This window comes from Sphingomonas soli NBRC 100801 (genome assembly GCF_001591025.1).
In the GTDB taxonomy this organism is placed as follows: Bacteria; Pseudomonadota; Alphaproteobacteria; order Sphingomonadales; family Sphingomonadaceae; genus Sphingomonas; species Sphingomonas soli.
This window is the reverse complement of sequence record NZ_BCTZ01000017.1, coordinates 71,694-95,959: the sequence shown is the minus strand read 5'-3', so window position 1 is coordinate 95,959 and position 24,266 is coordinate 71,694. Positions and strand designations below refer to the sequence as shown.

Genomic DNA, 24,266 nt, shown 5'->3' with positions numbered 1-24,266 from the left:
CGCGCCGGTTCCTTTCGTCAAGCCTGCCATGTCTCTCTCCCGGTTTTCGTTCGCTGGATCGCTCATTTGGGGGGCGGCGGCGCGGTGACGCCCGCGTCGGTCTGGACGACGCGCTTCATCGTCCCGTCCGGATTGAACCGCAGATATTCGACGGTCACCGCGCGGCGGCCGATCGCTCCATTCTGGTCGCCGACGGTCAGCGAGGCGTTGTGGAGGAAGATGTACCACTCGCCCTTATACTCGACGATGCCGGGATGGATGGTGAAGCTGTATTTGCCCGAATCCGTCAGCTCGCCGCGATAGGTCCAGGGGCCGGTGATCGACGGCGCGGTGGAATACGATACCCGCTCATCACGGTGCGTCTTCCGGTCCAGCGACGCATAGGTCAGGTAATAGAGGCTGCCGCGCTTGTGCAGCCACGGGCCCTCCTCGAAATGCGGCGGCGTGATCTCGGTGATCGGGCCGTCAATCTCGGTCATGTTGGGCTTCAGCTTGGCGATATAGGCCTGCCGGTTACCCCATGCGATCCAGGTGGTGCCGTCATCATCGGTGAACACGGTGGGATCGATATCCTCCCAGCTGTGCGTGCCCTTGGGCGTCATCTGGTTGGTGACGAGCGCCGAACCCTTTGCATCCACAAAAGGTCCGGTCGGGCTGTCGGACACCGCCACGCCTATCGCCTTGCCCGGGTGGGTGTCGTCATGCTCGACGGCGGTGTAGAACCAGAATTTGCCGTTCTTCTGGATCACCTGGCTCGCCCAGGCATCCTTCTTGGCCCATTTGAAGTCGGTCGCCTTCATGATCGGGCCGTGATCGGTCCAGTTCCGCATGTCGGTGGTCGAATAGACGAGCCACTCCTTCATGTTGAACATCTCGTCGCGCTGCGCTTCGTCATGCCCGACATAGAGGTAGAGCCTGTCACCGACGACGAGCGGCGCGGGATCGGCGGTGAACTTGTCACGGATGATCGGGTTGGAGCCGGGCGCACTGCCCTGCGCCAGCGCGGGCTGCGCAAGCGCCAGCACCGGCAATGCCGCGATCAGGGCCAGGCGTCGCATCGCATTCTTCATTCCGCCACCTGCACTTCGAGTTGCTCGCCGGTGGGCTTCGATCCCCACAAAGCGTAGAAGAGGACGTAGAGTTCGCAGGCCGCGGTCAGCAGGAACGACCATTGCAGCCCGTATTCGTCGGCCAGCCAGCCCTGGACGATGACGAGAGCGCCACCCGCGATCGCCATGATCAGCAGGCCCGATCCTTCTTCGGTCAGCGGCCCCAGCCCCTTGATCGCCAGCGTGAAGATCGTCGGGAACATGATCGAATGGAAGAAGCCGACGAGGATCAGCGCCCACATCGCCATCGGGCCATGCGCGAAAGTGGCGACGATCATCACCACGAACGCGCCGATCGAGAAGGTCGCAAGCACCTTCGCCGCGTCCACCTTCTGCATCACCAGGCTGCCCAGAAAGCGCCCAACCATCATCCCGCCCCATAGCAGGAACAGGTAATTGGACGCCTCCTGATGCGTGATATTGCCGATATCGGGCTGGCTGACGAAATTGATGAAGAGGTTCGACACGCCGATCTCGGCGATCAGGTAGATGAAGATTGCCGGCACGCCGAATACGAGATTGCGGTGGCTCCACAGCGACAGGCCCCGGCGCGCCTCGCGGCTGGCGCGCTGGGTCGCCTGGCCCATGGCGGGCAGCGGAAAGCGCGCGATGACGATCGCCAGCAGCACCAGCACCACGGCTACGATGATGTAGGGCAGGATCACCGATTGCGCGTCGGCATAGCGCTCCGCCGCGGTGAGGGTCACGCCAGCCTCGGAAGTGCCCCCCTTGGAACGGCCAAGGATCAGATAGCCGCCAAACAAGGGTGCCAGCGTGGTGCCGAGCGAGTTGAACGCCTGCACCAGATTGAGCCGCGACGAGCTCGTCTCCGCCGGGCCGACGACCGCGACATAGGGATTGGCCGCGACCTGGAGCAGCGTGATGCCGCTGGCGACGATGAACAATGCCGCCAGCACGACCTCATAAGAAGGGATCTTCGCCGCCGGGACCATCAGCAGCGAACCCGCCGCCATCACCAGCAGGCCCGTCACGATCGACTTCTTGTAGCCGATCCGGCGGATCAGCATCCCGGAGGGGATCGAGGCTACGAAATATGCGATGAACCACACGCTCTCGATCAGCGTGGTCTGGGTGTAGTTCAGCTCGAACACGCTGCGCAGGTGCGGCAGCAGCGTGTTGTTGATGACGGTGATGAACCCCCACATGAAGAACAGCGTGGCGAGCAGCGTCAGCGCAGGCCGATAGGTCTGCACCGCTCCGGCATGCGGCCGCGCAATATGGCTCGTGGGTGCCAGCGCCATAATCCCCCTCCTGTTCGGCAAATTGCTTGCCGTTTTTTTGTCGGAGTATATTTATGCGCGAACAGCGTCAATCCTGAGACGCGGCTGGGGAGGTTCGCCATGAAGACCGTTTTGTTTGCAGCCTTGTTGTGTGCGGCCGCCACGCCAGCGCTGGCAGCCGATGCGGTGCGTGCGCAGGCGGGTCAGCTGAAGGATGGCACCGCGATCGAATCGGTCACGCTCAAGAACACGCAGGGTGTCGAAGCCCGCGTCATCACCTATGGCGCGACGCTTCAGTCGTTGGTGGCGCCGGATCGCAAGGGCAACCGCGCGGAGGTGACGCTCGGCTTCGACAGCGCGGCAGAATATGAGACCAAGCCCAATTATTTCGGCGTGACCGTGGGCCGCTATGCCAATCGCATCGCGGGCGGGAAATTCTCGCTCGACGGCAAGAGCTATCAGCTTACCCAGAACGACAAGGCCAATTCGCTGCACGGCGGCGTCCAGGGCTTCGACAAGCGCAATTGGAAGATCCTGTCGGTCAGCAGCGGCCCCATCGCCAGCGTCGTACTGGGCCTCACCAGCCCGGACGGCGATCAGGGCTATCCCGGCACGCTTGACGTCACCGTCACCTATTCGCTCGACGAAGCGGGCAATCTGACGATCGATTTCAAGGCAAAGGCGGACAAGCCGACGATCGTCAACATGACCAATCACGCGCTGTTCAACATGGCGGGTGACGGCGCGCCCGAAGGAACCTCGCGCCAGCTTCTGACGATCCCGGCGCGGACCTATACCCCCGTCGATGACAAGCTGATCCCGACGGGCGAGCTGAAGCCGGTCGCGGGCACCGTCTTCGACTTCACCGCCCCGCGCCTGATCGCGGAGGGCCTGCGCGACGGGCGGGATCCGCAGATCGTCGTCGGGCGCGGCTACGATCACAATTTCGCGCTCGACAAGGGGCAGACCCCTGCCCCCGCCCTTGCGGCACGGCTTGAAGATCCGGCCTCAGGACGCGTGCTGGAAGTGCTGAGCACCGAGCCCGGCGTGCAATTCTATTCCGGCAACTTCCTCGACGGCACCGTCGCCGGCCGCAGCGGGCGGATTTACCGGATGGGCGACGGCATCGCGCTCGAGCCGCAGAAATTCCCCGATGCGCCCAACCAGCCCGGCTTCGCATCGGCGCGCGTCGATCCCGGCAAGCCGTATCGCCACACCATGATCTACCGCCTCTCCGTCAGCCGCTGACCGTACCCGCCAACATGACCGACCAACCCAAACTCCGCTCGCGCGCCTGGTTCGATAATCCCGACAATATCGACATGACCGCGCTCTATCTGGAGCGTTACCTGAACTTCGGGCTGAGCCTGGAGGAGTTGCAGTCGGGCAAGCCGATCATCGGCATCGCGCAGACCGGCTCGGACCTCAGCCCGTGCAACCGCCACCATCTCGTGCTGGCGGAGCGCGTGCGCGAGGGCATCCGCGATGCGGGCGGCATCGCGATCGAATTTCCGGTCCATCCGATCCAGGAAACCGGCAAGCGTCCCACCGCCGGGCTCGATCGCAACCTTGCCTATCTCGGGCTGGTCGAGGTGCTGTACGGCTATCCGATCGACGGCGTCGTGCTCACGATCGGCTGCGACAAGACGACGCCCGCCTGCCTGATGGCCGCCGCCACGGTCAACATTCCTGCCATCGCGCTCTCCGTCGGCCCGATGCTCAATGGCTGGCACAAGGGCGAGCGCACCGGATCGGGCACGATCGTGTGGAAGGCGCGCGAGATGCTCGCGGCGGGCGAGATCGACCATGCCGAGTTCATCCGCCTCGTCGCCTCTTCCGCGCCGTCCACCGGTTATTGCAACACGATGGGCACCGCCACGACGATGAACAGCCTCACCGAGGCGCTGGGCATGTCGCTTCCGGGCAGCGCGGCGATCCCCGCGCCCTATCGCGACCGGCAGGAAGTGGCGTGGCGAACGGGCAAGCGGATCGTCGAGATGGTGGCCGAAGACCTCAAGCCCTCCGACATCCTCACCCGCGAAGCGTTCGACAATGCGATCCGCGTCAATTCCGCGATCGGCGGATCGACCAACGCGCCGATCCATATCGCCGCGATCGCCCGGCTGATCGGAGTCGATCTGCCGCTCCAGGCATGGCAGGATCTGGGCGCGGACGTGCCGCTGCTCGTCAATCTGCAGCCTGCCGGCGAATATCTGGGTGAGGATTATTACCGCGCCGGCGGCGTGCCCGCCGTCGTATCCCAACTGATCGGCCAGGGCCTGATCCACGAAGGCGCGCGCACCGTGAACGGCCGCACCATCGGCGAGAATTGCCGGGGCGTCGCCATCGAGGATGAGCAGGTCATCCGTCCGTTCGACAAGCCTCTTCGCGAAGCGGCCGGCTTCATCGTGCTCAGCGGCAATTTGTTCGACGCCGCAATCATGAAGACCAGCGTGATCCAGCCGGAATTCCGCGAGCGCTATCTCTCCAACCCGCACGATCCCGACGCATTCGAAGGTCCGGTGATCGTGTTCGACGGACCCGAAGACTATCACAAGCGCATCGATGATCCCGCGCTTGGCATCACGCCGCAAACCCTGCTCGTAATGCGCGGTGCCGGGCCGATCGGCTATCCCGGCGCGGCGGAGGTCGTGAACATGCGCCCGCCCGCTTATCTGATTGCCCAGGGCATCCACAGCCTGCCGTGCATCGGCGACGGTCGCCAGTCCGGCACCAGCGGCAGCCCGTCGATCCTGAACGCATCGCCCGAGGCTGCCGCGATGGGCGGCCTCGCGCTGCTTCGCGACGGCGATCGTGTCCGCGTGGATCTGAAGGCGGGCACCGCCAATGTGCTGCTGTCCGGCGAGGAGATGGCGCAGCGGCGCGGGGCGCTCGAAGCGGGCGGGGGCTATGCGTATCCGCCCTCGCAGACCCCCTGGCAGGAAATCCAGCGCGCGCTGGTCGGCCAGGTCGATAGCGGCGCGATCCTCGAAGGATCGCAGCAATTTCAGCGGATCGCACAGACGCGCGGCCTTCCGCGCGACAATCACTGAAGGGGAGAGGATGATGAAGGGATTGTTTCTGGCGGGGGCTGCGCTCGCCCTGATGGCCACCCCGGCATCCGCGCAGGTGACCAAGGTCACGATCCAGGCCGACAAGCCCGGGCCAACCATCGATCGCCAGATCTTCGGCCAGTTCGCCGAACATCTCGGCACCGGCATCTATGGCGGCGTCTGGGTCGGCCAGGATTCGAAAATCCCGAACGTGCGCGGCATCCGCAGCGATGTCGTCGCCGCGCTCAAGGCGATCAGGGTTCCCAATGTGCGCTGGCCCGGCGGCTGCTTCGCGGACGAATATCATTGGCGCGACGGCATCGGCGATCCCGCCAAGCGCCGCGTCACCGTCAATTCCAATTGGGGCGACGCGATCGAGAACAACGCGTTCGGCACCCATGAATTCTTCGACTTTGTCGAGCAGATCGGATCGGACGCCTATGTGTCGATCAATGTCGGCTCGGGCAGCTACAAGGAGGCGGCGGACTGGCTGGCCTATATGACGGCGGACACCCGCAACACCGCAGGCCAGGAGCGCGCCGCCAATGGCCGCAAGGAGCCGTGGAAGGTCAAGTTCCTCGGCATCGGCAACGAGAATTGGGGCTGCGGCGGCAATATGCGCCCCGAATATTATGCCGATGAGCTGAAGCGCTATGCCCGCTTCACGCGCAACTATAATCCCACGCAACAGGCCTATTTCAACCCGGCCAATCCGAGCAGCCCGACCCCCAATCCCGATCAGATGCTGCGCGTCGCGGTGGGGCCGAGCGACGACGATACCAGCTACACCGAAGGCGTGATGAAGGCGTGGAAGGAACGCGACTGGAGCTGGAGCATGGAAGGGCTCTCGCTCCACAGCTATACCGTGGTGAAATGGCCGCCCGCTTATGACTCGGTCAATTTCGGCGAGAAGGAATATGCCGAGATCATCCAGTCCACGCTGAAGATGGATGCGCGGATCAAGCTGCACTCGGCGATCATGGACAAATATGATCCGGAAAAGAAAGTCCCGCTGATCGTCGATGAATGGGGCGTCTGGCTCGCCAAGCTGCCCGGCTCGCCCGATGGCTTCCTCCAGCAGCAGAATTCGATGCGCGACGCAGTCGTCGCCGCGCTCAACTTCAACATCTTCGCCCGCCACGCGGACCGGGTGCGCGGCGCGAACATCGCCCAGATGGTCAATGTGCTCCAGGCGCTGATCCTGACCGACGGGCCAAAGATGGTGCTGACGCCAACCTATCACATCCACCAGATGTATCTGCCGTTCCAGGACGCGACCCTGCTGCCGGTGACGTTCGACGCCGGCGAATATCGCCAGGGCGATATCATTCTGCCGCGTGTCGATGCCGTTGCCCTAAGGGCCAAGGACGGGAAGCTCTGGCTGGCAGCGGTCAATCTCGATCCGAAGCGCCCGGCATCTATCCACGGAGCCATCGCCGGCATCCGTGCGAAGGGTGCATCGGGCACCGTGCTTACCGCGCCCAAGGTCAATTCGATCAACACCTTCGATGCGCCCGATGCGGTGAAGCCGCGCGCCATCAAGGCACGCGTGGCGAACGGCAATGTCGAAATCGAACTGCCGCCGCACTCGGTGACGATGCTGTCGATCGACGAATAAAGGGAGCGTGGCGAGCGGGAAACCGCTCGCCACTTGCTCAATCGTGGAAGGGGTCGGTGATCTTCCAGCGGCCGCGGAGAAACGCATCCGCCACCAGCCGCAGCGGATCGCTGTCCAGCTCGCTTTTACCAGCACGAACCAGCCCGGCAAAGCGGGTGTAGAGCGCGGGATATTCCCTGTCGTCGCCACGCGTTGTGCCCGATGGCAGGATCAGTTCGGCCCCGCCCCGTCGCAGCAGAAGCACGCCGTCATCGGTCTCCACCTCGATGTCCCAGGTCTGCGCGCCCGTCTGGCGAAAGTCGAAATCCACATCGACCGGCGCGCCGCCTCCCGTTCGCAGTGTCAGCCGCGCAGCAATGGGTGCCTCGCGATTGGAGGGCAGCTCGAGCTCGGAATCGCGCAGGAAAAGCGGCTCGGGCAGGATCCGGGTGATGATCGAAAGCGCGTTGATGCCGGGATCGAACACCCCCATCCCGCCCGGCTCCCAGATCCAGTCCTGCCCGGGATGCCAGACGCGCACATCCTCGCGCCAGCGTATCGCGGCGCGCAGCACCTTGCGCGACGCCAGCCATGCACGCGCGGGCTCCACGCCTGCGGCAAAGCGCGAATGCCACGCCGCAAACACGGTCTTGCCCGAAGCCGATGCCAGCACCTCCAGCTGCGCGGCCTGCGAAAGCGTGGCGGCGGGCGGCTTTTCCAGCAGCACGTGCAGCCCATGCCGCAGCGCCTCTCCGGCCAGCACGGGGCGAATCTGCGGGGGTGTGCAAAGCGCAACGGCATCGACCGGCAGACCAGTGGCGAGCAGTTCCTCGAGCGTGCGGTACGCGGCCACGCCCTCCATCGCCGCGCCGTCCAAGCTGACCGTCGCGACCAGATCGAACGCCTCGTTCGCCAGCAATGCCGGCACATGCTGATCGCGCGCGATCTTGCCCAGGCCGACGATCGCGATGCGGATTCTTGCGTCGCTCATAGCGCGCGCACCGATACCGGCTTCTGCTCGGCGCGGACCAGCGTGTTGCGCAGCGGCAGCGCGAAGGGGGCGGCTTCGATCTCGAAAACGTCCCCCGGCTCGGTTTGCACGCCGTCACTGAACGAGAGCGTTGCGGTTCCGAAGAAATGGACGTGGATGTCGCCGGGCCGCCGGAACAGCGGATATTTGAAATGGTGATGCTCCAGATTGGCGATGCTGTGCGACATGTTCGCCTCGCCAGAGAGGAATGGCTTTTCCCAGAGCACCGCGCCATTGCGCCGGATCCGGCTGGTGCCGCGCACTTCCGAAGGGAGATCGCCGACCAGCAGTTCCGGCCCGAGCGCAGCCTGGCGCAGCTTGGAATGGGCAAGCCACAGATAATTGTGCCGCTCGGTCACGTGATCGCTGAATTCGTTGGCGAGGCAGAAGCCCAGCCGGAACGGCGTCCCATCCGGGCCGATCATATAGATGCCCGCGATCTCGGGCTCTTCGCCGCCATCCTGCGCAAAGGCGGGCATAGACAGCGCAGCGCCGGGGCCGGTCAGGTGGGTGCCATCGCCCTTGTAGAACCATTCGGGCTGCTGGCCGGTTTCCCCCGGGGCGGGCTTTCCGCCCTCCACACCTTCCAGAAACATGCGCATCGAATCGGTCAGCGCTTCGCCCGCTGCGGCGGCCTTGTGCATCTTGTCGCGCCCTTCGGCGGAACCAAGATGGGTGAGGCCGGTGCCGGTCATCAGCAGGCGCGCGCTGTCGGGATGATCGATCGGCGCAAGCAGGCGGCCGGCGGCCAGTTCCGCGGCGATATCGACCGCGCCGTCTTCACCCGCGCCAGCGACAATCGCCGCCAAAGTCTGCCCGCGCTCTATCGCCTCGCTCGCCAGCCCCCGCACATCGCTGAAACCCGCGACGAACCAGGCACGCTCCCCGTCAGCCGCGATCAGCCGCCGCGCGCCGCCGTCCGATCGATGCTGTAGCAACCTGATCATGATACCCCTCTCCGATCCGTTGCCGGTGATTAGTCGGACAAAATTGATAAGGGAATATGGCTTTCGGACATTGCTACACCAATCTCCCCGTCCTAATCACGTTGGCTCAACGATTGGGGCAGGCATTTTGAGCAGTGAGGGATCCCCCCTCGACACGGTGGAGCGCAGTGAGCTTCGCACGGAACGCAGCACGGGCAGAAGGCTTCGGGGGGCGGTGGCGCACCATCTGGGCAGAGCGATCGTCAGCGGGGCGATCCAGCCCGGCGAGCGGCTGACAGGTGAGGTGGCCAATGCGGAGGCGCTCGACGTCTCGCGCAGCGCCTATCGCGAAGCCGTGCAGGTGCTGGCGGCCAAGGGGCTGGTTGAAAGCCGGACCAAGGCGGGCACGCGGGTCTTGCCGCGCAGCCGCTGGAACCTGCTCGATCCCGATATTCTGGCCTGGGCGTTTTCGGGCGAGCCTGACCTCGGCTTCATCCGCGACCTGTTCGAATTACGCGCGATCGTCGAGCCGGCGGCCGCGCGGCTTGCCGCGACCCGGCGCACGAAGAGCGACATTGCCGCGATGCGCGCCGCGCTCGCGCTGATGCGCAGGCACACGCTCGCCACCGATGCCGGGCGCGCGGCAGACCGCGAATTCCATGATGCCTTGCTCGAAAGCACGCACAACAGCGCGCTGATCACGCTCAGCGCCAGCATCGGTGCGGCGGTGAACTGGACGACCCAGTTCAAGCAGCGGACCAAGGCGCTTCCGCGCGATCCCGTGCCCGATCATGCGCGCGTCTGCGACGCGATTGTGGCGGGCGATGCCGATGCGGCGGAAGCAGCGATGCGCGCGCTCGTCGATCTGGCGTTCGACGACACGCGCTATTCGATGGACGGGCTCGACGGCCGCTGATCGCGACCCTCGCTTCTACTTCGCCGCCTTGAAGCGGATCGGCCCTTCCGCCGGGATTTCCACCCGCGTCCCCTTCCCCAGCGTCACCGAAAGCCGCTCGGGCGGATCGCGGCGTATCTCCGCGATATTGCGCTGGCGCGGATCGGCTCCCCGGATCGAGAGCCGGATGCGATAGCCTTCTCGAAAGCGCTTGGCCGTGGGCGAAAGCGCGATCTGCAGCGGATAGGATGTCCCCGGCTTCACGGGAAGCACATCGGCGCTGCGGCTCGAATGCCAGGGCAGGCCCAGATTGTCATAGGGCGCGGGCGAGAGCTTGCGGTGCGCGAGCGCCAGCCTGCCAAAGGCGATATTCTGCGCCTTTCCGTCTGGTGCGACCTCTTCGAGATAGACGAAGACGTTCCCGCTCGCCTGGTCGCTCGACACGGTCAGGCCCACCGTGGGATAGCCGGTCACGGTCACATCCTCCGCCAGCGGCGGCGAGGTGTAGGTCAGGCCCTTCTCATCGAGCACCGCAGGCCAGAAGGGGAAATATTCCTTGGTCGCTACATCATAATCGACCGCAAAGCTGTCGACGCCGCGCGCCGGTTTGCCCGCCAGCATTCCGTCGTTCGCCGATCCGATCGTGCCGCTCTTTCCCGGTGCGGGATAGAGGAACTGTCGCTTCAGGCCGGCCCCCGGATAGTGGTTCGCCGCGCGCCAGGGATCGCCCTCCGCATCCTGCACCCACCAGCGGAAGCGCGGTTCCTTATCGATCCCGGTGTCGATCCCCTTCAGATGCCGGTCGAAGAAATGTCGTTGCACCTGCCCCATGTCCACGCCCGGCGGCGGCACACAGTGGCTGCCCGGCCCGATCATCGCCCGCCCGCCCAGATTGACCGCAGCCAGGATCACCTGCCCCGTCGGCTCGTCCTGCCAGTTGCTCCAGTAATAGAAAGCGATGCCCGACCGCTTGAGCGTCTCGAAATAGGTGTAGGGGCTCGCCTCTTCCCAGAACCTGGTGCCGGTATATTTCGACACGCTGTCGCGAAACGGCATGGTGTTCCACAGCAGCGCCATCGGGTCGTTGCCCGCATGCTCCGCCACCGCCTCGCGTAGGAGCGCGCCGTCGCCATCGGCATCCACCGGCACGCTGGCGAGATCGACCGACAGCGGCTCATCGGGCCGCGTGTTGAACTGGCCCGTGATGCCGCCGGTGCGGACAAAGGCATATTTGTCGAAGTCGCTCGCGCCCGCGAACACCGCGCGCAGATGCGGGGGCGCGGTGGTCGCGGTCTTGATCACCGTCCCGCCCAGATAGGAGCAGCCGGTCATCCCGATCTTGCCATCGGACCATGGCTGGGCGGCCAGCCACTCCACCAGGTCATGGCCGTCCTGCGCTTCGGTCTTGTCCTGCATCCCCCGGCGGCGTCCGAACGAGGCACCCTTCCCGCGAATGTCCGCCACCGCCACCACATAGCCGTGCGCGGTCATGTCGCGCAGGCCCAGCTCCGCCGAATCCGCCACCTCGACGATCGCGCCCTTCTCGTCGCGGTAGCGCGCGCGATAGGGCGTGAAGGCGAAGATGACCGGAAGCCGCCGCTCGACCGCCCTGCCGTCGATCGCCGGGCGATAGACGTTCATCGCGATCCGCGTGCCGTCCCGCATTGGCACGTAGAAGGAGCTGCGCACCGTGCCGGAATAACCCGCGCCGGTCGGCCTCTCCGCCGTCTGCGCAAGGGCAGGCGGGCTGACAAGGCCGAGCAAGGCTGCGCCCAATATCCCCTGGCAAACCTGCTTCATGCCCACACCCCTCCTGACCGGCACATAATTACACCGACAAATTCTACTTGCGAATCCGCGTAATATTGCTGATAAAATTGTCAACAATAGTTGCGGGGCCACGTATTCCGGACACGGTGGCACACCCGGATGACGGAATAAGGGCGCCCTTCGCACGCGCCCGAAAAGAGCAAGAGAGCCTGTCTCGATGAATGAGCGGGCCTGAGCAGGGGAGGTTTAGTCTGATGAAATATGATGCACCCAATGCCCCGATGCTGCGCCCGGCGCGCCGCGCCACGCTGGCGATCGGCACTGCCGCGATCGCATTGATGGCGTCCGCGCCCGCATTCGCGCAGACCGCCGATGAACCGGCCGCCGCAGAGGGCGCGGCCGCGAGCGAAGACGAGATCACCGTCACCGGCAGCCGCATCCGCGGTGTCGCGCCGGTCGGCTCCCCGCTCCTCTCTTTGGGGCGCGAGGAAATCAATTCCAGCGGCGCGGTGACCACCGATCGCATGCTGCGCGAACTTCCCCAGGTCTTCGACCTCGGCGTTTCGGAAAATTCGCGTGGCCAGTCGGGCGGCAGCAGCAACATCACCTATGGCAACAGCGTCAATCTGCGCGGCATCGGCCCCTATGCGACGCTGGTGCTGGTCAATGGCCACCGCGTGGTGGGCAACACGCGCTCTGTGGATCCCTCGATCATCCCGACGCTGGGGCTGGAGCGCGTCGAGGTCGTCGCCGATGGCGCCTCGGCGATCTACGGCTCGGATGCCGTGGCGGGCGTGGTGAACCTGATCCCGCGCCGCTCGCTCGATGGGATCGAGGCGGTTGCGCGCGTAGGCAAGGCGGACAATTTCCATGAATCGCTGCTCGGCATCGCGGGCGGAAAGACGTGGGACACGGGCCAGGTGATGCTGGCCTATGAGCATGTCTATCGCTCCAACCTTGCCGGTGCGGACCGCGATTTCTTCGTCAACGATCAGCGCCCGTTCGGCGGCCGCGACTATCGCGTGAACCAGTGCGACCCGGGTACGATCGTGCTCGCCGGCACCAATTACGCGATCCCGCAGGGGGGCGTGACCGCCACGAACCGCAGCGCGCTCGTCGCCGGCACCCAGAATCTGTGCGATTCCAATCAGGGCCAGGATCTCTTCCCGCAAACCGATTATGACAGCTTCACCGGCACGTTCAGCCAGGAAGTCACGCCCTGGCTCACGCTGCTTGCCGACGGTTTCTGGTCCAAGCGCAATTTCTATCGCAAGGCGCCCTACGCGACCGCGACTCTTACGGTGCCTAGCACCAACGCCTTCTTCGTCTCGCCGCCCGGCACCACGCCGGCGTCGGAGACGATCCGCTACAATTTCGTCGGGGATCTGCCGAACGACAACACCTATGGCTTCACGCGCACGTGGCAGCTCACCGGCGGCGCGCGCGCCAAGCTGCCTTATGCGTGGGAACTTCAGGCCTATTACAGCTACGGCAAGACGTTGGACCGGTCGGACAGCGTGCGCGGCATCAACAATGGCGCGCTGAACGCCGCGCTGGCGAGCAGCAACCCCGCCACCGCATTCGATCCGTTCGGGCTCCATCGCACCTCGGCAGCGGTGCTCGCGGCTATCTCGGACCAGATCTTCCTGGCTCCGACCTATAACAAGCTGCAAACCTATCAGGTCAGCCTCGATGGCCCGCTATTCGATATTGGCGGAAACAAGGTGCGGCTGGCGGTGGGCTATGAAGGCCAGAAGATCCGCTCCGATCTGGGCATCGCCCGCGGCGCGCCGACCACGCCGCTGACCTACCGCACCTTCCGCCGCGGCGTGGATTCCTTCTATGGCGAACTCTATCTGCCGCTGTTCGGCGATGGCAACGCCATGCCGGGGCTGGAAAAGCTCCAGTTCAACGCCGCCGTTCGCCACGATCGCTATTCGGATGTGGGCGAGACCACCAATCCGAAGTTCGGAATCGTCTGGTCGCCGGTTCGCGGCCTCGAATTCCGCGGCAGCTATGGCACGTCGTTCCGCGCGCCGATCTTCTCGCAGATATTCGGCAACAGCAACGGGCTGTATGTCCAGAACTATGTCGATCCGACCCTGGGCTCCACACTGGTGACCGGCATCGCGCGTTCTGGCGCCAATCCCGATCTGAAGCCCGAAAACGCAAAGACGTGGACGCTCGGCGCCGATTATCGCCACGGCTCCAATTTCCGCGCGAGCCTCACCTATTTCGACGTTCTGTATGAAGGCCAAGCGACCGCCTATCTCTCCGATCTCACGATCCTTGGCCGCGAGAGCGATTTTGCCGGGCTCAACATCATCTATCGCGGCGCGGCGGCAGCGGCGCAGGTGGCGGCGCTGTCCGCTGCCGGCATCGGCTTTGTCGGCGCTCCCCCGGCCAATATCACCCTCTACGTCGACGGGCGTAACCTGAACCTCGGCAAATCGGTGACGCGCGGCATCGATCTGGAGCTGATGTACCGGCTCGATGCCGGGTCTGCGGGTGCCTTCACGTTCAACGCCAACGGTACCTATCTGACCGATTACAGGGTTGCCGTCAGCCCCACCGCGCCGCTCAAGGATTTCCGCAACACCATCTTCAATCCGCTCACGTTCAAATCGCGTGCATCGCTCACCTGGGATCTCGATCCCGCGTCGGTGCGCGTGCAGTGGAACCATGTCGGCGGCTACCGGAACACGCTGATCACGCCGAACGAGGATATCAGCGCGTACGACACCTTCGATATCGCGGTGAACTACACGGTCGGCGACCGGACCGAGCGCAACTTCTTCAAGAACGGCTTCACGCTGTCGCTTGAGGCGCGCAACCTGTTCGATCGGAACCCACCCTACGTAAATCTCGCGCCATCGGGCAATGGCAGCGGCGGCTATGACGCCACCGTCACCAATCCGATCGGGCGGCTGCTCTCCGTCGCGGTCCGCAAGACCTGGTAATCCGTCGCGGCCCCGCTCGGGCGGGCTGGGCCGTGCAACGCCGTCCCCGCAGGTGCGGGGGCGGCGTTTCGCTTTTCACGGGGCCAGCGCGCTTGCCGCCGGGCAAGCCTCAGGAATGAAATTCGATATCGATGCCGGAGAGCGCGCCCAGCCCCTCCTCGATATGCTCTCGCATCAGCCGCTCCGCCTCCTGCGCATCGCCATTGACGATGGCGATGGTGATCTTGCGGTGACCGGCATTGGCCAGGTCGAGCCGTTCGGAACTATAGAAGGTGGCGAACAGAAGCCGGTACAGCGGCACCCGCAACCGCTGCACGAAGGTGCCGATATAATCGTTGCGTCCGCCCTCAATGATCAGGCGGTGCCACTCGTCGTTCAGCGCGGCAAAGCGCTCATGATCGGCGGTGTTCTCGCAGGTGTTGAGCTGTTCCTGGATCGCCATCAGGGCCTGCTTCTGATCCTGCCCGCCCAGCAACGCGAAATCATGCGCGGCCATGCCTTCCAGCGCCATGCGCGCGCGGTAGATCTGGCGCAATTCCTCGATGCTGAAACGCTTGACCGAAGCGCCGCGAAACTCCTCGATGACAAGCAGCCCCTCGCTTTCGAGCCGCTGGATCGCCTCGCGCACCCGGCTTCGCGACGCCCCGGTCTCGCGAATGATGTCGGCTTCGATCAGGCGCTGCCCGGGAACGAAGCGCCCGCGCCGGATGCGGTCGCGCAGCCACTCGCCAATGTCGCGCGCGCTCACCGCGTCGCCCGGCTTCCGGATTGTCGATGGGGTCAGAGCCATCGACACATATTTCTCCAACCCGGCACATCCCGCAAGCGCGAACCGCTCGCAAATGTCGGAGTTAGCAGCCGATGGACGGAAACGGTCTCATAGCTTGCTTCCGAGCTTCGCCAGATCGCGTACCGGCCGGCCCTTGTACGGGGCGTCCTGATAGCCGGTTGCCTGGCGGATGATCAGCCCGCGATTGATCGCCTCGCTGACCCCCAGCTCGCGCGCCTTGTAGAAGGATTCAATGAAAGCCATGGTCAGGCGCAGATCGGCCTGGCAGATCTGACGCGCCAGTTCGGTCGCGCGCGCCATCAGCCGCGCGCGCGGGACAATTTCGGAGATGAGGCCCAGATCGAGCGCACGCTGCGCCGTGATCGGCTCATGCGGCCCCAGCAGGAACATGCGCGCCACGGCTTCCTGCGGAATTTTGCGGGCCATCTCGATCGGCTCGATGATCGGCACCGCGCCGGTGCGGTGCATGTGCATGTCGGAGAAGGTCGCTTCCGGCACCGAGATGCAGATATCGGCGTCGACCAGGAAATGCAGGCCCGGCCCCGACACAAAGCCGTTGATCGCGGCGATCACCGGCTTCCAGCACCTGTTCTGCTTGGCCGTATAGGTCCGGATGCCTTCGTCGCGCTTCACATATTTTGGCTGCGGACCGCCGCGGAAGCTCGCCAGATCGGCACCGCCGCAGAACACCGTATCGCCCGCTCCGGTGAAGATGGCGACCTGAAGCGCCTCATCGGCGCGGAACGCTTCCCACGCCACCGCCAGCTCGCGCCGGTTCTGGTCGTCGATCATATTGTCGCTGTCGGGCCGGTTCAGGGTGATGACGCAGATCGGCCCCTGCGCCTCATATTTCAGCGTCTGGAACGCGGGGGGCGAAGCCTGGGCCTGTGCTTTCGCCTGCGCGACACCGGCCAGCGCCGGAGCCGCCGCGCTCGCGATGAGAACCGACCGCCTTGAGATGCCGCCCATAGATCTTCTCCCCCTGTTGCGGCCGCGCCGCTTATTTCCTGCGAAAGATGCGGTATCCGGTATCGTGCATCAACTTGCGCTTTTCGAGCGGAGTCAGCTGCTCCGTCGCTTCCGCGAGCCGGTGCACCATCGCCTCGAATGTCAGCGCGCTCCTGCCGAAATCGGAACCCCACATCACCCGGTCCGCACCGAACAGGTCGACCACGCGGCGCACATAAGCAGCCGGATCATCCCCCGCGCGCTCAAGCAGCTCGAGATTCACCGTGGTCAGCTTGAAATACACGTTGCTCCGGGCACCGACGGCGGCGCGTAGCGCATCCAGGTCCGCACCGGGCTTCGCCCACCCGATGTGATCGAGCACCACGCGCGCGTTCGGGAAGCGCGCCGCAAGGGCAGCAATCTGCGCCAGCGGCCCGGGCATGACCTCGGCAGGCAGGGTCATGATCACCACGGCCAGCCTCAGTTCGTCCGCCACCCGCCACATCTCCTGCGTGGTTGGCGCGTCGAGCCAAATGTAATTGCCGTCGGCATCCGGGCGCCCGGTTATGCGTACCCCCGTGACGCCGCGCTCGTGCGCCAGCCGCCGCAGCTCCGCCCCACTCTCGGGGGCCAGGGGATCGAGGATGACGACCACGGCGATCTTGTCCGGGAAACGGTCGCCGCTATCCAATACGAAGCGGTTATCGCGCTTGTACGCCTCGTTATATTGCACGGCCACGCCGCCTGCCACGCCATGTGCCTGCCACACCGGCAATACGGTTTCGGGGGTGTTGGGATGCGCTGCGATCCGCGCGCGCAATTGCTCCTCGCCTTCGCGCGCACCACGCGTGTCCTGCGGGTAGCGCGCCGTATCGGGCGAGAAGAAATGCGCATGCGTGTCGTACAGGGGGATGGCGGACGGGCGCTCCGGCGCGACGCAGCCACCGATCGCGAGCAGGCATGAAGCTGCGGCCAGGCGCAGCATCGCGCGCCGTGGGAAAGCATGTCGCACCTGGACGGAACGGCCATGCCGGTCAGCGCGGAGATTGCTCAGGATCGGCATATAAGTCCTTAGCTTATGGGCATGCGAACATCGCCACGCTACGGCGCTCCCCCGAACCATGTCTGTCTCCCTATCGAGGTACACGCCCCCCGATCGCTGCCTGCCGAACCGGCCTCGACGCGCCACGTTCGCTGTATCCCGGCGGGGATACAGATCGACGGAGGGCAGCCTGTTAACGTCGGCCAAGAACAGAAAAGCGGAGGAGAGCTTATGAAGCGGAGTTTGTCGGCATCGCTATTGGCCAGCGTGGCGTGTGTGGCGCTGTGGCCGGTTGCAGCAATGGCCCAGGATGTTCAGCCTACGGCGTCCGAGCCGGAACCGGCGCAGGCCGAGATCGTCGTGACGGGCTCGCGCGTTGTGCGTTCGGGCCTCGACGCGCCTACCCCGCGCACCGTCATCGGCGACGAACTGATCCGCAACCTGGGTCAGTCGAACGCCGCGGAAACGCTGCGGCTCATTCCACAGAACATATCTAACCTCTCTGATACGAATGTGGGCTATTCGCCGAGTGCAAACGTCGGTGCCTCTTTCGTCAACTTGCGCGGTCTCAATCCTGTATCCGGCACCCGCACCCTCGCGCTCGTAAACACCCGCCGCTTCGTCCCCAGCTCGGATGGCGGCGCGGTCGATTTCAACCTCATTCCTTCGGCGATCATCGAGCGGGTGGAGACGGTCACCGGGGGCGCCTCCGCTGCTTATGGTTCGGACGCGATCGCTGGCGTCGTCAATGTCATCCTCAACCACAAGCTCAAGGGGCTCAAGGCGGAGGCAAGCTTCGCCCAGACCACGCGTGGCGAGGGCAAGAGTTGGTTCGGCTCGCTCGCCTGGGGCACCGGATTCGCCGAAGGCCGCGGCCATTTCGCCATTGCGGGCGAGTATCAGGACACGGGAGGCGTCGGCAATTGCTCGGAAGTCCGTGCATGGTGCGCCGAAAGCTATGACATCTTCAACAACGCATCGAACGTTCTCCCGAACGGGACATTGTCGGGGTATAATGTTCCGGGATCGCCGGGATATGGGCTGCCTCGATACATTGTCGGGCCGAATTCGAAACAAGCGTTCAACGATGTTCGCGGCGTGGTGCGCAACCTATCGCCAGCCGCTCTCGCGGCACGTAACAAGCGTTTCAGCGATGACGGGCTTTCCATTACCGATTTCGACCAGGGCCGTTTCGTATCGAGCGGCGCGACCGACGCGCGGCAGGGCGGCGATGGCGAATCAACCTATTCGAGCTCGCCGCTGCGCAGCCCGTCGACCCGCTATGTGGGCTTCGCCTATGGCAGCTTCGAAGTCACACCAGCGTTCAAGCTGACGACCGAACTCACCTATGCGCATCGCAGCGCATCGGCCGTCGCGACCGCGCTGGGCGGACGATCGACCTTCTACGTCAAGCCGACCAACGCCTATCTGCCCGCTTCGCTCAGGACCCTGCTCAACGGCACCTCGTTCAGCCTCGGCAAGGATCTCGACGAGCAGATCGAGAACGTAAACCATGTCGAGGCCGATGTTTTCCGCGGACTGGTCGCTGGAACGCTCAAGCTGGGCGGCAGCTGGGTTGCGGAAGCCTATTACCAATATGGCCAGAACGACCGCCACCAGACGGCGTCGCGCGTGCGCGTCAACCAGCCCTTCATCTACGCGCTGGACGCAGTGGTGAACCCCGCAAATGGGCAGATCGTCTGCGCGGAAACGCTGAAGGCCTCGCCCGACCCCCGCTCCGCCGGATGCGCGCCGATGAACCTGTTCGGCGTGAACAATCTGTCTCAGGCGGCGATCAACTATGTCTATCGGCCGATCTACGAAGACTTCACCTTCCGCCAGCATGCCGCATCGGTGAACGTTCGCGGATCGCTGTTCGACGGCCGCTCGGCGGGCGGGATCGGCGTAGCCGCGGGCGTGGATTACCGCAGCGAGAGCGGCGGCGTCGACCACCGCGACATCCCCGAATATTCGGACTACGGCCTGACCTTCGGCCTCAACTATGCCGGAAAGATCCAGGTGATCGAGGGCTTTGGCGAGGTCAACTTCCCGGTCTTCACCAACGGCCCGCTCGGCAAATCGCTCGAGATCGACGTCGCCGGGCGCTACACGCAGAACAAGAGCCACAACATCATCTCGAACGAGCGCAAGACCACCGGCGCCTATAGCTGGAAGGCGGGCATCGTTTACGCGCCCACCGATTTCCTGCGCTTCCGCGGATCGCGCTCGCGCGACATTCGCGTCGCCGGCTTCCGCGAATTGTTCGAGAACCAGGTGCCCGCACAGGCAGGATCGCCCCAGGGACTGGTCGACAACCACAATATCCCCGGCTCGCCTTCGGGCGGCGACGATCCGACGGTAACGCTGGCGGGAGGCAGCTTCAGCCTGAACCCGGAGGAATCGGATACGATCACGGCCGGTTTCATCGTGACCCCGGGCTTCATCCCCCGGTTCCGCTTCGGCATCGACTGGTATCAGATCAAGGTGAAGCAGGCGGTTGCGGGGCTTGCCCGGCAGCAGCTGGTCGACATGTGCCAGAAGACGAACCAGTTCTGCGATCGCATCACCTTCGCCAGCCCCACGGACATCACCTTCCTCGATTACCGGCTGGTCAATCTGGGCCAGTTCACCGTGCGTGGCCTGGATATCGAGATGCAATATGATCTGCCTCTCGAGGAAATATCGGGCAGCTGGAACGGCAAGCTGGGCTTCCGCGCGCTGGGCAGCTTTCAATATGACATGCTGATCCAGCCGACGAGCGACGTGCCGGCGATCAACTATGCCGGCCAATCGGCGGACGGCCGTGACACCACGCCGTTCGCACCGTCGCCCAAATGGCGCTGGAACGCGTTCCTGAGCTACGACACCTCCGATTTCAACGCGACGCTGGGCGCGCGCTATGTCGGGCGGGGCAAGCTGGATGCGACCAAGATCGGGCCGGAGGACGAAGGCTATAGCCCGACGCTCGACAACAGCATCTCGACCAACCGGGTCGGCGCAGCGACCTATTTCACGCTGGGCCTCAACTACCGCATGCGGGCATTCGGCCAGAATGACGGCTTCGAGGTGTTCGGCGTCTTCGACAATATCTTCGACAAGAAGCCGTCGATCGCGCCGGGCGGCGGCCGCCAGGCGACGGGTTCTACCTACCCGACCAACCCCGCGCATTTCGATACGCTGGGTGCGCGGTACAAGGTGGGCATCCGGGCCAAGTTCTAAGCGACTGCCGATGATGCATTACCAGCCGGCTCGATCCGGCATAGTCTAAGGAACGGCAGCCCCGGTCGCACACAAGCGGCCGGGGCTGTTGCAAATCGGGAGAGAGTGGATGCGGATCAGAAGCGGCGTCAGGCCATTGGGGGTTCTTGCCGCCACGGCAGCCTTGTTATCCGGCTGCCAGAACACGCGCGAGGCCGCAGTTCGGCCAGCGGCCCCGCTGGTGGTGCATGGCGCGCTGGGCGTAGTCGAGGTGGGGCCGGTGCACCTGACCGTCGAGCGGCTCTATCCTGCGGGCACAAAGGTGCAGCAGGGCGGTATCGCCACGCTGATCCGGCCGGAGAACAAGCCCGATCTGGGCACCAATGCCGAGACGCAGGTGCTGCGCGTGCCCGCCGATCAGGCATCGGATCTTCGCATCATCCTGACCGTCGCGGATGGACTCTACCGGATCGTCGGCCGCAAATCGGCGGGCATCGCGAGTATCGCGGACCTGAAGGGCAAAAGGATCGGGACCTCTACCCTCTCCTCCTCCGGCTATTTCCTGCACCTGATGCTCAAGCGCGAGGGCCTGACGCTCAGCGATGTAGAGGTGCGCGATATCATGCCCTATCGCGCGCTGGTCGACGCGCTGCGCGGTGGCGAGATCGATGCGATCTCGATCTGGGAACCGCACAGCGAGAATGCGGTGCGGATGCTGGGCGAGGACGGGATCCAGTTCGCAGGCACCGGCGTCTATCGCGAGCTGTTCAACCTCAATACCACCCAGACGGCGCTTTCGGATCCGGACAAGCGCCGGCGCATCGTCGAGTTCGTGCGCGCGCTGATCGACACGACCGCCGAGATGAACCGCGATCCCGGCCGCGCGCAGCAGCTGGTCGCGAGTGCAGGCGGCTATACGCTCGAAGAGGTGGCCCGGTCCTGGAAGCACCATGCCTTCACGGCTTCGTTCCCGGACGACATGCTCGACGTGATGGTGGATGAGGAAATCTGGATCGCCGCGTTGCAGAAGCGCCCGGCGCGCTCGCGCGAGGAGCTCGCCAAGTTCATCGATCGCAGCATCTATGAAGAGGCGCTGGCGCTGAAGCGCTAAGGCCAAGCCCGTTTTCAGGAGGCCGATTCGACACCTTACCGTCATCCCCGCGAAAGCGGGGACCCAGAGCCAGGCGAGGGTATCGCCGAGAAACCCTGGGTCCCCGCTTTCGCGGGGATGACGATTCAGGATGTCCAGATCAGGCTGAAAGGATGTCTCGCGCGCGGGTTCAGCGCGCGGGCGGGGGCACGTGGCGGCGGATGATGCCGAGCGACAGGAACGTCACTGTCAGCCCGATCGCGAGCAGGATGAAGAACGTCTCCCATCCGCCGGCCGCGAGCGCAGCCGTCGCGATGAAGGGGCTGATCACCGAACCCAGCCGCCCGAACCCGACCGACCAGCCGATCCCGCCTGCGCGAAGCGAGGTGGGATAGACGTGCGTCGCCACCGAATAGATCATGATCTGGAGCCCGCCGACCAGGAAGCCGGTGATCGTCAGCAGGATCAGCAGCGGCACCGCGCTCTGCGCCGGATCGGTGGGGTATTGGGTGAGCCCGAGCGTGACGAGAACGCCCGCCGCCGCCATCCCCATCAGCCCCTTTCGCGAGCCGAACCAGGTGATCGCCGCAACCCCGAGCACGCTGGCGAACATGCCGCCAAAGGCCAGGCTGGACGAGGCGATGCTGGAAACCTGCACGCTATAGCCCGCGTCCGACAGGATCGTCGGCATCCACTGCGATTCCATGTAGAGGCACATGAAGATCGCGAAGAACGCGGCCCAGAGGCCGATCGTGTCGCGAATATATTCCTTGCCGAACAATTGTGTGACCGTCGTCTTCCGCGCCCCCTCTGCACGGGCTTCACTGGCATCGACGATCTGTTGATCGTCTGCGATCGAATGGCCGATGCGCCGAAGAAGCCGGATCAGCGCGCCACGCGACTTCGGATCGCGCGCCAGATAGCGCGGGGATTCGGGCAGGGTGAAGAGCTGGATCAGCCCGATGATGATCGCGGCCGCGCCGCCGACCACGAACAGCGATCGCCAGCCCCAGACCGGCAACAGCACCGCCCCCAGCACGCCGGAAAACGTGCCCCCCAGCGGGATGCACACAATGCCTAGCGTCACCACCAGGGAGCGGCGGTGCGCGGGAGCGAATTCGGCGAACATCGCGGCGGCGGCGGGCATCAGCGCGCCCATGCCGAGACCGGCGATCAGCCGCATCGCGATCATCGACGTGATGTCGTTGACGAAGGCGTTCGCAAGCGTCGCGACGCCGAAGACGAGGACGCTGCCGGTGATCGTTGGCCGGCGGCCAAAGCGATCACCGAGCATGCCGCCGACCATGGTGCCGATCACCATGCCGGCCAGCCCGACCGAGGTGGCCATCGCGAACGCGTCGCGCGTGACCCCCCATTCCTTGATCAGCGGCGGGATGGCCAATGGAAGCAGGCGATTGTCGAGCCCATCCATCACCACCGCCAGGGCGACCAGTATCACGACCCAGGTCTGATACCGGCCCCATGGGCGTTCATCGATGAGCCGGCCGATATCGGCGACGGTTTCGCTACCTGCTTCGTTCGCCATATCGATTCTCAGGTAGCAGCCACACGTTGCTGGACCGCGTCTGCCGTGCCGCGATCCTTCAACTGGAAGATTTCGCGCGCTTCGGCGGCGGTTGCCGGCTCGCGGCCCCAGATCGCGGCGATGTTCACGATCGCATCGACCAGATCCGCATTGGTTTTCGCGGCATTGCCATTGGGCAGATAGATATTGTCCTCAAACCCGACGCGCACCGAATCGCAGTTCATCGAAAGGCCCAGATTGCAGACCCAGAACTGGTCCTTGCCGGTAGCCGTAGTGCCCCACAGCGAGTTGGGATAGAGGCGGCGCCCTTCCTGGACCGAGAAGATGATGTGCGGCGCGAGCGGCGGGCTGTTGCCGAAGCCCGAGCCGTGCAGGATCCACAGATTGGACTGCAGCGGATCGAACGCGCCGGTCTTTGCCACGCGCAGCATGCGATGCAGCACCGCAGCGTGCGGCACTTCCCATTCGCAGACCGATCCCATCGCAAGCACGCTCTTCATCGTCTGGCTGACCAGTTCGAGCGAGTTCACATAGGGCGTCTCGACCATATAGCCGCCCTCCGGATTGAAGAAGTCGCCCGATGCGCAGGCGATCCCGAACAGATCCTGGCGCGGCTCCAGCTCGAGCAGGCCCAGCCGCTCCTCGTCCTTTGGCCAGATATACTGGCCGGTCGCCTTGTCATAGCGAATGCCGATTCCGTTGGTCGTCTGGATCAGGATGTCGCATTTGTCGCGGATGCGCTCGATGATCTCGGCATAGATCTTCTTGTCGCCCGAATTCTTGCCCTCCGCATCGCGGGCATGGACGTGCACGACCGACGCACCGGCCTTCCAGACCTGATAGGCATCCTCGGCGATTTCAGCAGGCGTAATCGGTACTTTCGCGCCTTCGCGATCGCGCTGCATGCCGCCATTAATCGCTGCAACGACAATCACTTTCTTCTTAACTTCCATCACCCGAATTCCTCAGTCACTCAGTTGATGAAGGGGTATATCAGCCCGCCTTGGGACGTCTGTCTCCCGAGTGAGATACAGGGTGCGGCCTTTCTTAATCGCCCGTATCGGATTATAA

At 64.5% G+C, this 24,266-nt stretch carries 17 protein-coding genes; 7 read left to right on the top strand and 10 right to left on the bottom strand.

Translation table 11 applies throughout. From position 1 onward, the window contains the following. Positions 1–62: 62 nt before the first annotated feature. Both SSO01S_RS13465 and SSO01S_RS13460 read right to left on the bottom strand, forming a co-directional pair. Entirely contained in the window at positions 63–1,058 is a 996-nt protein-coding gene (locus tag SSO01S_RS13465) for a glycoside hydrolase family 43 protein (protein WP_083943080.1), read from the bottom strand. Between the two features lie 8 nt (positions 1,059–1,066). Then, positions 1,067–2,371, bottom strand: coding sequence for a sugar MFS transporter (locus SSO01S_RS13460; protein WP_066799574.1), 1,305 nt, complete (start codon positions 2,369–2,371; stop codon positions 1,067–1,069). 99 nt (positions 2,372–2,470) lie between these two features. Here SSO01S_RS13460 and SSO01S_RS13455 point away from each other — a divergent pair, with 99 nt between their 5' ends. The 3 genes from SSO01S_RS13455 to SSO01S_RS13445 are packed head-to-tail and all read left to right on the top strand — an operon-like array spanning position 2,471 to position 7,021. Beyond that, positions 2,471–3,598, top strand: a complete 1,128-nt coding sequence (locus tag SSO01S_RS13455; RefSeq protein WP_066799572.1) for an aldose epimerase family protein — start codon at positions 2,471–2,473, stop codon at positions 3,596–3,598. Positions 3,599–3,612: 14 nt separating this feature from the next. Continuing rightward, positions 3,613–5,403 carry an IlvD/Edd family dehydratase gene (locus SSO01S_RS13450; protein WP_066799570.1) on the top strand — a complete coding sequence of 597 codons (1,791 nt, stop codon included), beginning with the start codon at positions 3,613–3,615 and terminating at the stop codon, positions 5,401–5,403. 10 nt (positions 5,404–5,413) lie between these two features. After that, positions 5,414–7,021, top strand: coding sequence for an alpha-N-arabinofuranosidase (locus tag SSO01S_RS13445; protein WP_066799567.1), 1,608 nt, complete (start codon positions 5,414–5,416; stop codon positions 7,019–7,021). 37 nt (positions 7,022–7,058) lie between these two features. Here the strand turns inward: SSO01S_RS13445 and SSO01S_RS13440 are convergent, their stop codons facing one another. Together SSO01S_RS13440 and araD1 are read right to left on the bottom strand one after the other, a co-directional pair. Further along, positions 7,059–7,991 carry a Gfo/Idh/MocA family protein gene (locus tag SSO01S_RS13440; protein WP_066799566.1) on the bottom strand — a complete coding sequence of 311 codons (933 nt, stop codon included), beginning with the start codon at positions 7,989–7,991 and terminating at the stop codon, positions 7,059–7,061. Continuing rightward, a complete protein-coding gene (gene araD1, locus SSO01S_RS13435; RefSeq protein ID WP_066799564.1) occupies positions 7,988–8,980 on the bottom strand; it encodes an AraD1 family protein in 993 nt (330 codons plus the stop codon). The genes SSO01S_RS13440 and araD1 overlap by 4 nt, the downstream gene beginning before the upstream one ends. Positions 8,981–9,104: 124 nt before the next feature. Between araD1 and SSO01S_RS13430 the strand changes: the two genes are divergently transcribed. Next, the gene (locus SSO01S_RS13430; protein WP_439646570.1) at positions 9,105–9,872 is read left to right on the top strand and encodes a FadR/GntR family transcriptional regulator; all 768 of its coding nucleotides are present in this window, start codon (positions 9,105–9,107) and stop codon (positions 9,870–9,872) included. 15 nt (positions 9,873–9,887) lie between these two features. Here SSO01S_RS13430 and SSO01S_RS13425 read toward each other — a convergent pair whose 3' ends face one another. Next, positions 9,888–11,651: a CocE/NonD family hydrolase gene (locus tag SSO01S_RS13425; RefSeq protein ID WP_066799638.1), complete on the bottom strand. Its 1,764-nt coding sequence runs from the start codon at positions 11,649–11,651 to the stop codon at positions 9,888–9,890. A 224-nt stretch (positions 11,652–11,875) separates the two neighbouring features. Between SSO01S_RS13425 and SSO01S_RS13420 the strand changes: the two genes are divergently transcribed. Next, complete coding sequence (locus SSO01S_RS13420) at positions 11,876–14,581, top strand: TonB-dependent receptor domain-containing protein (protein WP_066799560.1); 2,706 nt, start codon at positions 11,876–11,878, stop codon at positions 14,579–14,581. A 109-nt stretch (positions 14,582–14,690) separates the two neighbouring features. Here SSO01S_RS13420 and SSO01S_RS13415 read toward each other — a convergent pair whose 3' ends face one another. The 3 genes from SSO01S_RS13415 to SSO01S_RS13405 all read right to left on the bottom strand — a co-directional run bounded on the left by SSO01S_RS13415 (position 14,691) and on the right by SSO01S_RS13405 (position 17,382). Beyond that, entirely contained in the window at positions 14,691–15,371 is a 681-nt protein-coding gene (locus SSO01S_RS13415; protein ID WP_083943078.1) for a GntR family transcriptional regulator, read from the bottom strand. Positions 15,372–15,458: 87 nt separating this feature from the next. Further along, positions 15,459–16,340: an enoyl-CoA hydratase/isomerase family protein gene (locus SSO01S_RS13410; protein ID WP_066799556.1), complete on the bottom strand. Its 882-nt coding sequence runs from the start codon at positions 16,338–16,340 to the stop codon at positions 15,459–15,461. Positions 16,341–16,371: 31 nt separating this feature from the next. Then, complete coding sequence (locus SSO01S_RS13405; RefSeq protein ID WP_066799554.1) at positions 16,372–17,382, bottom strand: amidohydrolase family protein; 1,011 nt, start codon at positions 17,380–17,382, stop codon at positions 16,372–16,374. Positions 17,383–17,592: 210 nt separating this feature from the next. Between SSO01S_RS13405 and SSO01S_RS13400 the strand changes: the two genes are divergently transcribed. Beyond that, positions 17,593–20,580 carry a TonB-dependent receptor plug domain-containing protein gene (locus SSO01S_RS13400; RefSeq protein ID WP_083943062.1) on the top strand — a complete coding sequence of 996 codons (2,988 nt, stop codon included), beginning with the start codon at positions 17,593–17,595 and terminating at the stop codon, positions 20,578–20,580. A gap of 109 nt (positions 20,581–20,689) precedes the next feature. Next, positions 20,690–21,670, top strand: coding sequence for an ABC transporter substrate-binding protein (locus tag SSO01S_RS13395; RefSeq protein ID WP_083943060.1), 981 nt, complete (start codon positions 20,690–20,692; stop codon positions 21,668–21,670). A 169-nt stretch (positions 21,671–21,839) separates the two neighbouring features. Here SSO01S_RS13395 and SSO01S_RS13390 read toward each other — a convergent pair whose 3' ends face one another. Then, the gene (locus tag SSO01S_RS13390) at positions 21,840–23,195 is read right to left on the bottom strand and encodes an MFS transporter (RefSeq protein WP_066799548.1); all 1,356 of its coding nucleotides are present in this window, start codon (positions 23,193–23,195) and stop codon (positions 21,840–21,842) included. 8 nt (positions 23,196–23,203) lie between these two features. Beyond that, positions 23,204–24,148, bottom strand: coding sequence for a beta-keto acid cleavage family enzyme (locus tag SSO01S_RS13385; RefSeq protein ID WP_066799547.1), 945 nt, complete (start codon positions 24,146–24,148; stop codon positions 23,204–23,206). Positions 24,149–24,266: the final 118 nt, after the last annotated feature.

What these genes read in the sequence shown, in the direction of transcription:
- SSO01S_RS13445 (WP_066799567.1), top strand. Translation starts at nt 5,414, where the DNA reads ATGATGAAGGGATTGTTTCTGGCGGGGGCTGCGCTCGCCCTGATGGCC.
- SSO01S_RS13425 (WP_066799638.1), bottom strand. Translation starts at nt 11,651, where the DNA reads ATGAAGCAGGTTTGCCAGGGGATATTGGGCGCAGCCTTGCTCGGCCTT.
- SSO01S_RS13420 (WP_066799560.1), top strand. Translation starts at nt 11,876, where the DNA reads ATGAAATATGATGCACCCAATGCCCCGATGCTGCGCCCGGCGCGCCGC.
- SSO01S_RS13440 (WP_066799566.1), bottom strand. Translation starts at nt 7,991, where the DNA reads ATGAGCGACGCAAGAATCCGCATCGCGATCGTCGGCCTGGGCAAGATC.
- SSO01S_RS13460 (WP_066799574.1), bottom strand. Translation starts at nt 2,371, where the DNA reads ATGGCGCTGGCACCCACGAGCCATATTGCGCGGCCGCATGCCGGAGCG.
- SSO01S_RS13465 (WP_083943080.1), bottom strand. Translation starts at nt 1,058, where the DNA reads ATGCGACGCCTGGCCCTGATCGCGGCATTGCCGGTGCTGGCGCTTGCG.
- SSO01S_RS13395 (WP_083943060.1), top strand. Translation starts at nt 20,690, where the DNA reads ATGCGGATCAGAAGCGGCGTCAGGCCATTGGGGGTTCTTGCCGCCACG.
- SSO01S_RS13450 (WP_066799570.1), top strand. Translation starts at nt 3,613, where the DNA reads ATGACCGACCAACCCAAACTCCGCTCGCGCGCCTGGTTCGATAATCCC.
- SSO01S_RS13390 (WP_066799548.1), bottom strand. Translation starts at nt 23,195, where the DNA reads ATGGCGAACGAAGCAGGTAGCGAAACCGTCGCCGATATCGGCCGGCTC.
- SSO01S_RS13415 (WP_083943078.1), bottom strand. Translation starts at nt 15,371, where the DNA reads ATGGCTCTGACCCCATCGACAATCCGGAAGCCGGGCGACGCGGTGAGC.
- SSO01S_RS13400 (WP_083943062.1), top strand. Translation starts at nt 17,593, where the DNA reads ATGAAGCGGAGTTTGTCGGCATCGCTATTGGCCAGCGTGGCGTGTGTG.
- SSO01S_RS13405 (WP_066799554.1), bottom strand. Translation starts at nt 17,382, where the DNA reads ATGCCGATCCTGAGCAATCTCCGCGCTGACCGGCATGGCCGTTCCGTC.
- SSO01S_RS13385 (WP_066799547.1), bottom strand. Translation starts at nt 24,148, where the DNA reads ATGGAAGTTAAGAAGAAAGTGATTGTCGTTGCAGCGATTAATGGCGGC.
- SSO01S_RS13455 (WP_066799572.1), top strand. Translation starts at nt 2,471, where the DNA reads ATGAAGACCGTTTTGTTTGCAGCCTTGTTGTGTGCGGCCGCCACGCCA.
- SSO01S_RS13410 (WP_066799556.1), bottom strand. Translation starts at nt 16,340, where the DNA reads ATGGGCGGCATCTCAAGGCGGTCGGTTCTCATCGCGAGCGCGGCGGCT.